This is a genomic window from Thermosipho sp. 1244, from assembly GCF_018588215.1.
GTDB classification, from domain to species: domain Bacteria; phylum Thermotogota; class Thermotogae; order Thermotogales; family Fervidobacteriaceae; genus Thermosipho; species Thermosipho affectus.
In genome coordinates this window covers 217,859-231,745 of sequence record NZ_LNGA01000023.1, presented here as the reverse complement: position 1 = coordinate 231,745, position 13,887 = coordinate 217,859, and the positions used below count along the sequence as shown (strand labels likewise).

General features: G+C 32.0%; 18 protein-coding genes. 17 read left to right on the top strand and 1 reads right to left on the bottom strand.

What is annotated here, in order from left to right; genetic code table 11:
• The first annotated feature begins 2 nt into the window (after positions 1-2).
• From AS157_RS06260 to AS157_RS06200, 13 genes are all read left to right on the top strand, one after another.
• Positions 3-719 (top strand): hypothetical protein, encoded by a 717-nt coding sequence (locus AS157_RS06260; RefSeq protein ID WP_077289568.1) that lies wholly within the window; start codon positions 3-5, stop codon positions 717-719.
• On the top strand, positions 706-1,023 hold the full coding sequence (locus tag AS157_RS06255; RefSeq protein ID WP_077289567.1) for a cyclic nucleotide-binding domain-containing protein: 318 nt from the start codon (positions 706-708) through the stop codon (positions 1,021-1,023). The genes AS157_RS06260 and AS157_RS06255 overlap by 14 nt, the downstream gene beginning before the upstream one ends.
• A 64-nt stretch (positions 1,024-1,087) precedes the next feature.
• Positions 1,088-1,495, top strand: coding sequence for a methylmalonyl-CoA epimerase (gene mce / locus AS157_RS06250; RefSeq protein ID WP_077289566.1), 408 nt, complete (start codon positions 1,088-1,090; stop codon positions 1,493-1,495).
• Positions 1,496-1,509: 14 nt separating this feature from the next.
• Positions 1,510-3,048, top strand: coding sequence for an acyl-CoA carboxylase subunit beta (locus AS157_RS06245; protein WP_077289565.1), 1,539 nt, complete (start codon positions 1,510-1,512; stop codon positions 3,046-3,048).
• Positions 3,049-3,058: 10 nt separating this feature from the next.
• A complete protein-coding gene (locus AS157_RS06240) occupies positions 3,059-3,382 on the top strand; it encodes an OadG family protein (RefSeq protein WP_214494997.1) in 324 nt (107 codons plus the stop codon).
• Positions 3,355-3,762 carry a biotin/lipoyl-containing protein gene (locus AS157_RS06235; RefSeq protein WP_077289563.1) on the top strand — a complete coding sequence of 136 codons (408 nt, stop codon included), beginning with the start codon at positions 3,355-3,357 and terminating at the stop codon, positions 3,760-3,762. Before AS157_RS06240 ends, AS157_RS06235 begins: the two co-directional genes overlap by 28 nt.
• A gap of 10 nt (positions 3,763-3,772) precedes the next feature.
• Positions 3,773-4,174 (top strand): cobalamin B12-binding domain-containing protein, encoded by a 402-nt coding sequence (locus AS157_RS06230; RefSeq protein ID WP_077289562.1) that lies wholly within the window; start codon positions 3,773-3,775, stop codon positions 4,172-4,174.
• Positions 4,171-5,049, top strand: a complete 879-nt coding sequence (gene meaB, locus AS157_RS06225) for a methylmalonyl Co-A mutase-associated GTPase MeaB (protein ID WP_075666153.1) — start codon at positions 4,171-4,173, stop codon at positions 5,047-5,049. The genes AS157_RS06230 and meaB overlap by 4 nt, the downstream gene beginning before the upstream one ends.
• Before the next feature lie 68 nt (positions 5,050-5,117).
• Positions 5,118-6,074 carry a PhoH family protein gene (locus AS157_RS06220; protein ID WP_077289561.1) on the top strand — a complete coding sequence of 319 codons (957 nt, stop codon included), beginning with the start codon at positions 5,118-5,120 and terminating at the stop codon, positions 6,072-6,074.
• On the top strand, positions 6,061-7,419 hold the full coding sequence (locus AS157_RS06215; RefSeq protein ID WP_077289560.1) for an HDIG domain-containing metalloprotein: 1,359 nt from the start codon (positions 6,061-6,063) through the stop codon (positions 7,417-7,419). Before AS157_RS06220 ends, AS157_RS06215 begins: the two co-directional genes overlap by 14 nt.
• Entirely contained in the window at positions 7,406-7,813 is a 408-nt protein-coding gene (gene ybeY / locus AS157_RS06210; protein WP_077289559.1) for an rRNA maturation RNase YbeY, read from the top strand. The genes AS157_RS06215 and ybeY overlap by 14 nt, the downstream gene beginning before the upstream one ends.
• A 7-nt stretch (positions 7,814-7,820) precedes the next feature.
• Positions 7,821-8,510 (top strand): DUF554 domain-containing protein, encoded by a 690-nt coding sequence (locus tag AS157_RS06205; RefSeq protein ID WP_352039433.1) that lies wholly within the window; start codon positions 7,821-7,823, stop codon positions 8,508-8,510.
• A gap of 14 nt (positions 8,511-8,524) precedes the next feature.
• Entirely contained in the window at positions 8,525-9,298 is a 774-nt protein-coding gene (locus AS157_RS06200) for a Rossmann-like and DUF2520 domain-containing protein (RefSeq protein WP_077289557.1), read from the top strand.
• Positions 9,299-9,310: 12 nt separating this feature from the next.
• Here the strand turns inward: AS157_RS06200 and AS157_RS06195 are convergent, their stop codons facing one another.
• Positions 9,311-10,732 carry a phospho-sugar mutase gene (locus AS157_RS06195; protein ID WP_077289556.1) on the bottom strand — a complete coding sequence of 474 codons (1,422 nt, stop codon included), beginning with the start codon at positions 10,730-10,732 and terminating at the stop codon, positions 9,311-9,313.
• A 201-nt stretch (positions 10,733-10,933) separates the two neighbouring features.
• Between AS157_RS06195 and AS157_RS06190 the strand changes: the two genes are divergently transcribed.
• The 4 genes from AS157_RS06190 (at position 10,934) to AS157_RS06175 (ending at position 13,887) form a co-directional block, all read left to right on the top strand.
• Positions 10,934-11,467, top strand: coding sequence for a helix-turn-helix domain-containing protein (locus AS157_RS06190; protein WP_075666146.1), 534 nt, complete (start codon positions 10,934-10,936; stop codon positions 11,465-11,467).
• 21 nt (positions 11,468-11,488) lie between these two features.
• The gene (gene speD, locus AS157_RS06185; protein WP_077198446.1) at positions 11,489-11,881 is read left to right on the top strand and encodes an adenosylmethionine decarboxylase; all 393 of its coding nucleotides are present in this window, start codon (positions 11,489-11,491) and stop codon (positions 11,879-11,881) included.
• Between the two features lie 30 nt (positions 11,882-11,911).
• Entirely contained in the window at positions 11,912-12,793 is an 882-nt protein-coding gene (speE, locus tag AS157_RS06180; protein WP_075666732.1) for a polyamine aminopropyltransferase, read from the top strand.
• Between the two features lie 71 nt (positions 12,794-12,864).
• Positions 12,865-13,887, top strand: coding sequence for an extracellular solute-binding protein (locus AS157_RS06175; protein ID WP_077289555.1), 1,023 nt, complete (start codon positions 12,865-12,867; stop codon positions 13,885-13,887).

Genomic DNA, 13,887 nt, shown 5'->3' with positions numbered 1-13,887 from the left:
ATTTGAAAGTCCAAGGAATAATATTTACAGTAAATGAAATCCCAAGAAAACTATACGTATTAAAATCGGGTAAAGTAAGAGAAATGAAAAAATCAGGACCTGTAATATTAGAAGCAGGAGATTATATAGCAGTTTCAGAATATCTACTGGAAATTCCATTGTCCGGTGATATTTCAGCAATAGAAGAATCTGAAATTGAAGAAGTATCTTTATCGGAAGAATTTGAAAATATTCTAAGAAAGTTAATAAACTTGAGGAAGGAAAACACGGAAAAAAACTTTTCTCTTGAAGATTTCATAATAGAAGATGAAAATCTGGATAATGTAATTGAACATATGGAAACGTTATTATCGCTAAGTGTGGGTGAACTTCCAGATGATGAAGAAGCAGCCTTACATTTAATAGAAAATATAGACGATTCGAAATTAATAACAAAGGTGAATTATATAAAAAACTTTATAAAAAAATTCCCAGATTCAAAATCTGGAGCAGAATTAATTTTGGATACAGCCAAAAAAGTTTATTCAACAATTGGTGATAGATATATAACAAAATTATTATGTAAAAAGATATTACTACATTATTCCGACAATTTACAAATTTGTCATGATGCACTTAATTTACTTGCATTAGTATACAAAGAAGAGGGAAATATAATGTGGATATTTTACTCAGATATCGCTAAATACGTTGGGGTGATGCAAAATGAAAACAATTGAATTAAATCAAGAAAGTAAAATTTTTGAAAAAGGAGAAAATGGAACATATATTTATGTAATTAAATCAGGTGAAGTGAAAATAATATACAATGAATTTGAAGAAATCCTTCAACAAAACGAAGTTATAGGAATAGAATCCATACTAAACGAGTCATACACTGAAACTGCCATTGCAAAAACAAAAGTAAAACTAAATCAACTCTCACCAGATGAATTCAAAGAATTATACAGCGGAACTGATGTTGAAAAAAAAGCTCTTAAATCATTTACTAAAAGGACTATGAAAATACTTGGATGGCTTTAATCAATAATTTTGAAATTTGATAATATAAAAAACCGGTGTTACAATTTAACCGGAGGTGATTAGTTTGAAAACAAACAAAATAGATCATATTGGTATTGTTGTCAAAAACGCAGAAGAAAGATTAAATTTATATAAGAATTTTTTGGGGCTTGAAGTTACACATATAGAAACAATACCAGAAAGAGGATTAAAGATTTATTTTGTGAAAATAGGAGAAACACGCTTTGAACTCTTAGAACCAATAAATGAAAATTCGGAAGTTTCTAAATTTTTAGAAAAGAAAGGAGAAGGTATACATCATATAGCTGTAAATGTATCCGGTATAAATGAAGCTATATCCCTTGCAAAAGAAATGGGATTAAAACCTCTATCAGAAGAACCACAAAAAGGAGCAGGAGGAACAAAGGTTCTTTTCATTCATCCAAAAACCACTGGTGGAATATTATTGGAATTAGTTGAAGGTAATCACTAAAAGGAGGAAAAAACATGGAAGAATTAATTAAAAAACTAAAGGAAATGGAAGAAAAAATAGAAAAAGGTGGAGGAGAAAAACAAATTGAAAAACAACACAAAAATGGAAAACTAACAGCAAGAGAACGATTACAACTCTTATTTGATGAAGGAACATTCGAAGAAATTGACAAGTTCGTCAAACATAGAAACACACAGTTTGGATTAGATAAAAAAGAATTACCTGCAGATGGAGTTATAACAGGTATTGGAAAAATTAACGGAAAACCAGTCGCCGTATTTTCACAAGATTTTACCGTTATGGGTGGTTCCTTAGGTGAGATGCACGCAAAAAAAATTGCCAAAATAATGGATCTTGCCCTTAAAATGGGAATCCCGATAATTGGTATAAATGATTCAGGTGGTGCCAGAATACAAGAAGGTGTAGATTCGCTATATGGTTACGGAGAAATATTCTTTAGAAATACACTCGCTTCTGGTGTAATACCACAAATAACTTTAATAGCGGGACCATGTGCCGGTGGTGCTGTTTATTCACCTGCCATTACAGATTTTGTTATAATGGTGGATAAAGTAGCCCAAATGTTTATAACCGGACCAAATGTTATCAAAGCCGTAACAGGAGAAGAAATCTCAAAAGAAGATTTAGGGGGAGCTTTTATTCACAACTCAAAAAGTGGAAACGCACACTTCATTGCAAAATCTGAAGAAGATGCCATCCTACTAATTAAAAATCTTTTGTCATACCTTCCGCAAAACAACATGGAAGAGCCAGAAATATCAAGTGGCGGTAACCTTGAAATTGATGATTCAATACTTAATATAGTATCTTCCGATTCTAAAAAAGGTTATGACGTAAAAAATGTAATCAAAAAAATAGTGGACAATGGAGAATTTCTTGAAGTTCACGAACACTTTGCCAAAAATATAGTGGTAGGCTTTGCAAGAATTAATGGATATCCAGTCGGTATAGTTGCAAACCAACCCAACGTATTTGCCGGTGTTCTAGATATAGATTCTTCAGACAAAGCTGCACGGTTTATAAGATTCTTAGATTCCTTTAATATTCCAATTATCACATTTGTAGATACACCTGGATATCTCCCAGGAACAAAACAAGAACACGGTGGAATAATAAGACATGGTGCAAAGATGTTATACGCATATAGTGAAGCCACAACATTGAAAATTACCATAATATTGAGAAAGGCATACGGTGGTGCCTATATTGCAATGGGTAGTAAACATCTAGGTGCAGACTTTGTAGCCGCATGGCCTACCGCAGAAATCGCAGTAATGGGGCCTGAAGGAGCAGCAAATATAATTTTCAAAAAAGAAATAGCAAATGCCGAAAATCCAGAGGAAATGAGAATTAAAAAGATAGAAGAATATAAAAACGCATTCTCAAATCCATACGTTGCCGCGTCAAGAGGTTACATCGATGCAATAATTGATCCAAGGAATACAAGAAAATGGATAGCTAAATCAATTGAATACGGCAAAACAAAAGTTGAACCAAGACCAAAGAAAAAGCATGGAAACATTCCATTATGAGGTGAAATGAATGCTTATAATAACCATTATAGGATTAGTAACAGTTTTTTTGGTTTTTACGATACTGTACTTTGTCTTTTTACTATTTGGATTTTTCTCAAAAAAAGCTGCAATAAAATTGCCTCAAAAAATAGAATCACACGAGGACTTAACTTTAAATAATGAAGAAGAAGAAGAAGAAATAGCAGCAATTATGGCTGCAATATACAGCATGTTAGGTTCAGTAACAATAAAGAAAATATATAAAAAAAATGAAAATAGAGGTTGGACTATCTGGAAAAAAACTGGATGGAGAGGTGTAAAAGGATGGTCAAAAAGTTCAAAGTTAGGGTAAATGGAAAAGAATACATAGTAGAAGTTGAGGATTTACAAGCTCACACACAAATTTTGCAAGAAAAAACACCATCAAATGTAGAAAACGTAAAAACACCAACAGTAGAGGAAAAAACGCAATCTAAACCTGAAACTGAAAAAATTGAACCAAAGAAATCATCTTCAGGTAGTCATACTATTAACGCCCCTATGTCTGGGCTTGTCTTAAAAGTGTTAATCTCCCAAGGCCAAAATGTAAAACCTGGTGACAAAGTTGTAATTTTAGAAGCCATGAAAATGGAAAATGAAATTATAGCCGAGGTAGGAGGAACTGTAAAAAATGTCCTCGTAAAAGAAGGAGATAATGTCGACACAGGACAAGCATTAATCGAACTTGAATAGGAGGGGGAAAATGGAAAAAAAAATAAGGGTACTTATTGCAAAACCAGGACTTGATGGTCATGATAGAGGCGCAAAAGTTGTTGCAAAAGCATTAAGAGACGCTGGTATGGAAGTTATATATACGGGATTAAGACAAACTCCAGAACAAATTATTCAATCTGCTATACAAGAAGACGTGGATGTAATCGGGCTTTCCATATTATCCGGAGCACATATGAGTATCTGTAAAAAAATACTAAAATTAATGGAAGAAAATGATTTTAACGTACCTGTTTTTGTTGGTGGTATAATTCCAGCAAACGACGCAGTTGAATTAAAGAAGATGGGGATAAAAGAAGTATTCGGACCTGGGACACCCTTAAACACAATCGTTGAAAAAATACAAAATTTCTTTACGGAGGTTAAAAATTGAAAGAACTCTTAGAAAAATTAAAACAAAAAGATCAGAGAGCACTTGCAAAGCTTATAACTTACGTTGAAAATAATACTGAAAATAATTTTGTCGACGATTTATGGACAAATGATTCATTTGTTATTGGAATTACTGGAAGCCCAGGAGCGGGAAAAAGTTCTTTAGTAAATGCTCTAATTTCAGAAATTAGAGCAACAGAAAAAACCGTTGGGGTAATTGCGGTAGATCCTACAAGCCCTTTTACCGGCGGTGCATTTTTGGGTGACAGAATAAGAATGAAAAAACACTTCCTTGACAAAGGTGTTTTCATAAGAAGTATGGGCAGTGGAAATAGTCTTGGAGGTCTTAACGAAAGTATTTTTGACGTGATAAAACTAATGGATGCATTTGGATTTGATTATATATTAATTGAAACTGTAGGAGCCGGCCAAAGTGAAATTGATATAGTAAACGTATCTGATCTAGTTACACTCGTACTTTCGCCAGGAGCAGGAGATGAAATTCAACTGTTAAAAGCTGGAATAATGGAAATTGGTGATATTTATGTTATAAATAAAGCAGATTTAGACGGAACAGCATCTTTAAAGATCCAACTTGAACATATCTTATCACTCTCAAATTCTAAAAAAACAATCGTTGAAACTATTGCTACTTCTGGAAAAGGAATTAAACAGCTTTTAGAAAATATAAATGATTTATTAAATAAATTCAAAGAAAATGGAGAGCTAAATACAAGAAAAAAACAAAGACAAAAAAGGCATGCAGAAACAATAGTAATTAGGAAGGTAAAAGAGATAATTTCCAAAATTGAACCCGAAGAGAGAGTCTCAACTTTGGTAGAAAAAACTCTTAATAAATTATGTGGTATAATTTAAAAAAGACACTTGGGGGATAGGGAAATTTTTTATTTACTAACTTAGAAAAACAAAAGTGAGGTGCATGAGTGATAAAAAAAATAACAATTCCAAAAGATATATTCATAGTCGAAATTTTTGGTCAGTATGACAATAGGCTTAGATATTTGGAAAAGAAGTTTGGACTTGATATATCTGTTAGGGGAAATGAAGTTTTTTTAAAGGGGGAAAATGAAGAAAACATAAAAATCGTTGAAGGCATAATAAATGAAATGATAAATATTACACGAGAAGGACATTTACTGGATAAACAAGAATTTGAATATTTGGTATCGGAAAAGGAAACAGAAAAAAACTCTGAAATATTAACTGAAGTTATCACGAAAACTATTATCCGTGGTAGGGTAAAACCAAAAACAAGAGGACAAAAAAAGTACATAGAAGCCGTTGAGAAAAATGATATAGTTTTTGTTATAGGCCCTGCTGGTACTGGAAAAACTTATTTGGCATCTGCGCTTGCCGTAGATTACTTAAAAAGCGGAAAAATAAATAGAATAATACTCACAAGGCCTGCTGTTGAAGCTGGGGAAAAGTTAGGTTTTTTACCTGGAGATTTATCTGAAAAAGTAGATCCTTACTTAAGACCTTTATTTGATTCCTTAATTGATTTAATACCTTTTGAAAAATTCGTATCATACAGGGAAAGGAATATTATTGAAATTGCTCCCCTTGCTTACATGAGAGGTAGAACATTAAACAATGCATTTATAATTTTAGACGAGGCTCAAAACACTACTTATGAACAAATGAAAATGTTCTTAACTCGGATTGGATTTAGTTCCAAAGCAATTATTACCGGAGATATAACACAAATAGACATAAAAGAAAATTCTGGTTTGGTGATGGCAGAAAAGATACTTAAAAGTATAGATGGGATAGAATTTGTTCATTTAACTGAAGCAGATGTAGTAAGGCATCCTCTTGTAAAAAAGATAATCAAAGCATACGAAAAATATGAAAAAGGGGAAAAAAATGAAAAAGATTGACTTCGAAGGAATAGTTGTTTCGCTTATATCAGTAATTATAATTAATTCATTCGACTTTAATCTCGTAAAAGCTACAAATGAGTTTATTTTTTTAACTCTTTTATGGTATTTGGTTATTGAATTGTTGTTCAAATATATTTACTATTTTAAACTCCACAAAATTTATAAATACACATTCTATTTTTTATTCATAATAGGAATTTTGATTACTTATCCATCAATGAAAAATTGGGATGTCAGTCTTTCCCCATTTTTGATTTCATCGCTTCTTCTCACCTTACTTACCACATACGAAGTAGGCATAGCTGCAGGAATATTACAAAGTGTAATTCTTTCATTTCATCTTGGAAATTTTTACTCCCTATTTTTCTTTGTCCCACAAATTGTAATTATGAACTATCTAATAAAAAACATTGTAAGAAGAATTGAAATAGCAAAAGCTGCTACTTTCACTTCATTAACGGCGATTCTACTTGTCGTTGCTCAAAGTCCACTTAAACCTTTTTATCTAAACGTATATACCTTTATATATGCTATTCTAAATCCATTTGTATCAACTGTCATAATTCTTGGAGTACTTCCCTATATAGAATATTTTTCAAGAATATATTCTAATATCGGTCTTGCAGAACTTGCAAATATGAATCATCCTCTTTTAAAAAGGCTATCCATACAAGCCCCTGGAACGTATTATCACAGTATTATGGTTGCAACACTTGCAGAAGCTGCTGCAGAAAGAATAGGTGCAAACTCTACATTTGCAAGAGTTGCCTCGTACTTTCATGATATTGGAAAAATGGTACGTCCATATTTTTTTGTTGAAAATTTGAAAGACAAAAATCAAAATCCGCACAATCAAATAAGCCCTTTTCTTAGTCATATTATCCTGGAAGATCATGTAAAATCTGGTGTTGAATTTGCACGAAAGTATAGACTTCCTTTAAGAATAGAGTTTATAATTCCACAACATCATGGAACAAGAGTACAAAAATATTTTTACTTTAAAGCAAAAGAACTTGAAGAAAATGTCGATGAAGATTCTTTTAGATATCCTGGCCCCAAGCCACAATTCAAAGAGGCAGGAATAATAATGCTCGCAGACAGTGTAGAAGCAGCATTAAAGAGTATAAACACCTCAAACTATCAAAGAATTAAAGACAAAGTCGAAGAAATTGTATCTGGTATATACAACGAAAAACAACTAGATGAATCTGGTTTAACCCTTAAAGAGTTGGAACTTATAATCGATGAATTTATAAAAGTGATTATTAATATTACAAAGAGTAGAATAGAATATCCAAAAGAAGAAATTAAAAAGGTGGTGCAATCAAGTGATAACAACTAACAAGGAAATAGATAAAAAATACACCAAAACAGTTGAAGAAATTACAAAAAATGAATTGGGAAAAGAAGTAAACATAAATCTTATCTTTGTTTCAAAAGAAGAAATCAAAAAGCTAAACAACACCTTTCGGAAAAAGGATACGGAGACAGATGTGCTAACCTTTGTATACGGAGATGATGATTTATTTGCAGAAATATACATATGCGAAGATGTTATTAAAAGAAACGCCGAAACATTTTCAAATTCATTTGAAAAAGAATTGTTAATGGTCTTAATACATGCTTCTTTACACTGTTGTGGATACGACCATGAATACGACACAACTAATGCAGAATTAATGTTTAAAATACAAAACAAGTATTACGAAAAATACTTAAAAGAATTCAATTTATAAATAGGGTATAGACAAAAGGGAGGGATATGTTATTTTTACACCGATAATAAATGCCATTTCGATAGTTATAGGAAGTCTTATTGGAATATTTATAAAAAAAGGGGTTCCAAAAAACATACAGAATATTTTATTTTACGCAGTTGGATTATCAACAATAGGTTTATCTTTAACAATGATCCTAAAGACAAATAATTTCCTCATCGTTCTATCATCGCTTGCAATAGGTGGAATTATAGGCGAACTTATAAATATAGAAGGCAAACTGAAAAAGATAGGTGATACAATAAAAGAAGGAGATTTTTCTACAGGTTTTGTTACATCCTCTCTTTTATTCCTTGTTGGTCCTTTAACAATAATAGGTTCAATTACCGCTGGACTTACAAATGACGGTTCACTAATTTATATGAAATCACTTTTAGACGGTATCTCCTCAATTGTTCTATCTTCTATCTATGGCCTTGGAGTACTATTATCTGGTTTTTCTGTACTTGTTATTCAAGGTCTATTGGTTATCTTTTCCTCAAAATTATCATTTCTAACTACTCCCGCTTACTTAAATGATTTAATAGCCGCAGGTGGTGTTATGGTATTAGGCATTGGGCTAAAAATTCTTGAAATTAAAGATACTAGAGTAGGAAATTTTTTGCCCGCATTGTTAATCTGCCCTCTTTTAGTATTTTTGGTTAATTTATTTTAGGGAGGAAAATAAAAATGAAAATCAATGTTGCAGGACTTGGAAAAGTTACATCTGCCTTGCTTTTCAATTTAAAAGACAAAGTTGAAATTGGATACATTTTATCAAGAAACAAGGAAAAAGCAAAAATATTCTCAAAAAAAATTGGAAAGGGCACTCCCGTATCATATAACGATTCCTTTAAGTTTGAAGATGTAGTTTTAGTAGGATACAACGATACATTTCTTCCTGAAGCAAAAAATATGCTGGAAAAGTTTATATCTACTAATACATCTGTAATACATTTTAGTGGATTTTACCCCTCAACTATTTTTCCAAAAAAATGGAAGCCTGCGTCTATCCATCCAAATTGTCCAGTAATAAACGAAAATACAAAATTTACAAATGTACCTTTTGGGATAGAGGGAAATATAGATTTAGCAAAGAAAATAGTGGACCTTTTAGGTGGTATATCTTTTATAATACCAACAAATGCTAAAATTAACTATCATCTCTCCGCGGTAATAATGAGTAACTTTACTCATTCTTTGATATATATTGCAGAAAAAATATATGATGATGCAAAATTACCAAAAGAATTATTCTTTAAAGTAATGGAAAGCTTGCTAAAAAATACAATTGAAAATATCAAAAATTACGGAACAATTAAGACTATAACCGGGCCTATTGTCAGAGAAGATTTGGAAATAATAAACGCAGAAATGGAACTATTTTGTGGTAAATTCCCAGAATTATGCCCTCTTTTCGATTCGTTTATCCAAGTAATATTATCTATAAAAGAGGAAAAATAAACGAAAGGGTAATTACCCTTTCGTTTTTTCTAATATATCTTTAAACTTTCTTACAAGCACTTCTAAATTTTCTATGGACTTTTCCTTGTCTTCAGATACGGTCATAACATATGCTTTCAATTTTGGTTCAGTTCCAGAAGGCCGTACAAAAATTTTACCTTCCTCAAACATTATTTGAATAGTTTCGTTAGGTTCAACATTACCATATCCTTTTGAATAATCTATTATATCCAAATCCATTTTCTTTATTCTTCCATAAATTTCTTTGGCTATATTTACACTCTTAAATTTAAAGTTTAAAAGTTTTTCCTGGTAATATCCATATTTTTGATAAAGTTCCTCTAATTTATCTAATAAATCGTATTTCTTTGAAACCACGGCAACTAACGCAGAACCTATCACTCCATCTTTATCTCTTGAAAGATCTCCCGTAAGATATCCACAACTCTCTTCAAAACCAAATAAAAATTTATATTTACTATTTTCTGCAAGATAGCCTATATATTTAAAGCCCGTTGGTGTCTCAAATAACCTTACTCCCTTTTCCTTACACATGGGTTTCACCATATCCGTAGTTACAATAGTTTTAACTATCATACTATCTTCATCTGCATAGTTTAATAAGTAATCAGATATAAGAACTCCCACTTGATTACCTGTTAAACGTATTCCTTTATAAACAACTCCTACTCTATCACAATCTGGATCAGTTGCAATTCCAAGATCTACATTATGTTCTTTCATATACTTTCTCAATAAAGTTAACGCTCCATCATCTTCTGGATTTGGAGATTTTACAGTGGGAAAATTTCCGTCAAATGTGCACTGCTCCGAAACAGGTATTAATTGCGCACCTAATTTTTTTAATACAGACATAACTGGTTTTAAACCAGTTCCATGTAACGGTGTATACACTATTTTAAGTCCACTTAAATCTGTTGAAATTAAACCGGTTACTTTTTCTATGTATTGATCAAGCAATTCATCTTGGACGTATTCAAAATTTTCTGAAAGTTCTATAGGCATATTCCATGCTTTTTCCACATAATCTGCCAAAACATTTGTAACTTTAGGTATAGCTTGGACTCCATCAAAAGTATAAACCTTATATCCATTATATTCAGGTGGATTATGACTTGCAGTTATAACAATCCCCATATCACACTTTAATTTCCTTACCGCAAACGATAAAACAGGAGTAGGAACCGGCTGTGTAAATAAAAAAACTTTGTGTCCATCTGACGCAAAGACCCTTGCAGATAAATCTGCAAATTTTTTTGAATTATTTCTAGTATCGTATGCAATAACTACACTTTTTAAATTATTATCTTTCATATAATTAGAAACACCTTTACTTGCAACCATAACTGTTTTTTCGTCAAATTCTCCCTCTCTCATTACTCCTCTAATTCCACCAGTTCCAAATAATATCATTATCAAACCTCCTCTCATCATCTTCTTTGTAATTATAACACCCAAAAACCTAATAAGTGATATTTTTAACACATTCTCTCCATATTTCGTTACCTTCATTTTACACAAAATTAACTTGAAAGAAAGTGAAAAGGTTATATAATATGTTGTGTATCATAAACATTTTTTGTTTAGTATTATAGACATCAACGGGGTGGGAAGTTGAAATTAGGCTCTAAAATAAGGACTCTAAGAGTGGCTAGGGGGTACACTCAAGAAGAATTAGCAGATAGATGTGATCTTTCTAGAAGTTTCATATCTCAGCTTGAAAATGACCAGGTTTCACCTTCAATAGACACTTTAGAAAGAATATTAAGAGTTCTAGGAAGTGATTTAAAAACATTTTTCTCAACAGACAAAAAACAAGAAAAGATAGTTTTTAAAGTGAGCGATAGAGTTCCAATGTATTTAGATGAATTAGGCATAAAAGGTTTTATTTTAATGGACAATATCGAAGACAAGTCAATTGATCCAAAGTTAATTGAGATGGAGCCTGGTTCTGAAACTGAAGAAGAAGAACCCCATGAGGGAGATGAATTCGGATTTGTTATAAGTGGAAAGCTGGAATTGATATTAGATGGAAAAAAATATAAAGTAAACGAAGGAGATTGTTTTTATTATTGCGCCGATAGAAGGCATAAAATAAAAAATCCGTATAAATCCAAAGTAAAATTTATTTGGATTGATATTGAATAAAAAAGAAAGGGAGGGATTAACATGAAAAGCTTAGGAAGACATATTATAGCAGAATTTTACGACTGTGATAAGGAAATACTGGATGACGTTGAAGTTATTGAAAAATCAATGAAAGATGCAGCATACGAAACTGGTGCTACATTAGTAAACTCCTCATTCCATAGATTCCTCCCATATGGAGTAAGTGGAGTAGTAGTTATTTCTGAATCACATTTGACCATACATACCTGGCCTGAGTATGGTTATGCAGCTGTGGATTTATTTACCTGTGGTGATGATGTAGATCCTTGGAAGGCATTTTCTTATTTAAAAAGAGCTCTTAAATCTCAAAGAGTACATGTTGTAGAACACTTGAGAGGAAAATATGATGAGATTGGTATTCCAGAAAATTCCCCACACAAAATGGAGGTGTAAACTATGAATGAAAATATAGAAAAGAAAATAATGAAAGATTTCCAATATGGATTTGTTCCTAATAGACATCTTTGGTATTTTGAATACTATACCCCGGGAAACACGGGAATATTTATGAAAATAAACAAACCATTATATTCTGCTCAAAGTAAATATCAAAGAATTGATATTTTTGAAACTGATTTTTTTGGAAGGGTATTTTCTTTAGATGGTATCACGATGACCACTGAAAAAGACGACTTTTTCTATCACGAAATGCTCGTTCATGTACCTATGTTTATGCACCCCAATCCAAAAAAAGTGCTCGTAATCGGTGGCGGAGATGGCGGAAGTGTCAGGGAAGTTTTAAAACACAAAAGCGTAGAAAAAGTTGTCATGTGTGAAATTGACCAAATGGTTGTTGAAGCTGCAAAAAAATATCTTCCTGTAACAGCTTCAAAACTTGATGATCCTAGAGTAGAACTTGTTTACGAAGATGGTTCTCAATTTGTCAGAAATTTCAAAAACGAATTTGATGTAATAATTATAGATTCTACAGATCCAACTGCTGGTGAAGGTGGGCACTTATTCACTGAAGATTTTTATAAGGCATGTTATGACGCATTGACCGAAAATGGTACACTTTCAGCTGAATCAGAAGATTGGTTATATGATGGTGCATGGATGAGACTTGCTTATTCAAGAATTAGAAAGACATTTCCTATAACCAAACTTTATCTTGGATTTATGCCAACATACCCAAGCGGAATGTGGTCTTATACATTTGCATCAAAAGGACTTGATCCATTAAAAGATTTTGCTCCCGAAAAAGTTAAATCTTTCCAAGAAGAATTGAAATATTATAACGAAGAAATTCACAAAGCAGCATTTGCTTTACCTACATTCTTAAAAAATGAATTGGAGCAGCTATAATGCCTAAAAAAATTCAATAAGAGGATGGACTTTACGTCCATCCGTTTTTATTGAAAAAGGAGGGGGAGTGCATGAAAAAATTCTGGTTCACACTTGGGCTAATTGCTATTTTTGTTGCAGTTACTTTTTTTGTAGTTCCTAGAAAAAAAGTACTCTATATATACAATTGGGAAGAATATATCCCTGATGAAGTTATCAAATCCTTTGAAGAAAAGTATAACTGCAAAGTTGTGTACGATTCATTTGCCTCAAATGAAGAAATGTATGCAAAAATAAAAGCTGGCGGTGGTGGATACGATATTGTATTTCCATCTGGCGATCATGTTTCAATAATGAAAAAAGAAGGGTTGCTTCTAAAATTAGATCTTAACAAAATTCCAAATTTCAAGTATCTTGATCCTGAGATATTGGGAAAAACTATTTACGATGAAAATCACGAATATAGCGTACCATATATGATGGGTTCAACGGGAATTTGTGTAAACAAAAAATACGTAAAAGATTATAGTCACTCATGGAACATATTTTTAGATCAAAAACTAAAAGGAAGAATGACATTACTCGACGACATGAGAGAAGTTTTTGGTGGGGCTTTAAAATACTTGGGATACTCTGTAAACACAACAAATCCAAAAGAAATTGAAGAAGCTAAACAATTAATACTTAAATGGAAGGAAAACATAGTTAAATTTGACGCATCTTCTTATGCAAATGGTATTGTAAATGGTGAATACTGGGTTGTCCACGGCTATGGTGAAGACATATTCCAAAGAATCCCTGAAGGTAAAGAAGATAACTTTGACTTCTTTATACCAGAAGAAGGAGGCACACTTTGGATAGATAACATGGTAATCCTTAAAAGCGCAAAAAACGTTGACCTTGCATACAAATTTATAAACCACATTTTAGATCCCAAAAATGCGGCTATAATAGCGGATTTTCTTGCATTACCTTCACCAAATATAGAAGCAAGAAAATACATTAAAGAAAAACCCATCTACACAATTGAAGACCTCAAAAACTGTGAATTTATAAATGATATAGGAAGTGCAATAGAACTTTATAACAAAGCATGGCAAGAAATAATAATGTAA

What these genes read in the sequence shown, in the direction of transcription:
- AS157_RS06255 (WP_077289567.1), top strand. Translation starts at nt 706, where the DNA reads ATGAAAACAATTGAATTAAATCAAGAAAGTAAAATTTTTGAAAAAGGA.
- AS157_RS06245 (WP_077289565.1), top strand. Translation starts at nt 1,510, where the DNA reads ATGGAAGAATTAATTAAAAAACTAAAGGAAATGGAAGAAAAAATAGAA.
- AS157_RS06240 (WP_214494997.1), top strand. Translation starts at nt 3,059, where the DNA reads ATGCTTATAATAACCATTATAGGATTAGTAACAGTTTTTTTGGTTTTT.
- AS157_RS06235 (WP_077289563.1), top strand. Translation starts at nt 3,355, where the DNA reads ATGGTCAAAAAGTTCAAAGTTAGGGTAAATGGAAAAGAATACATAGTA.
- AS157_RS06230 (WP_077289562.1), top strand. Translation starts at nt 3,773, where the DNA reads ATGGAAAAAAAAATAAGGGTACTTATTGCAAAACCAGGACTTGATGGT.
- AS157_RS06215 (WP_077289560.1), top strand. Translation starts at nt 6,061, where the DNA reads ATGAAAAAGATTGACTTCGAAGGAATAGTTGTTTCGCTTATATCAGTA.
- AS157_RS06200 (WP_077289557.1), top strand. Translation starts at nt 8,525, where the DNA reads ATGAAAATCAATGTTGCAGGACTTGGAAAAGTTACATCTGCCTTGCTT.
- AS157_RS06195 (WP_077289556.1), bottom strand. Translation starts at nt 10,732, where the DNA reads ATGATATTATTTGGAACTGGTGGAATTAGAGGAGTAATGAGAGAGGGA.
- speD (WP_077198446.1), top strand. Translation starts at nt 11,489, where the DNA reads ATGAAAAGCTTAGGAAGACATATTATAGCAGAATTTTACGACTGTGAT.
- speE (WP_075666732.1), top strand. Translation starts at nt 11,912, where the DNA reads ATGAAAGATTTCCAATATGGATTTGTTCCTAATAGACATCTTTGGTAT.
- AS157_RS06175 (WP_077289555.1), top strand. Translation starts at nt 12,865, where the DNA reads ATGAAAAAATTCTGGTTCACACTTGGGCTAATTGCTATTTTTGTTGCA.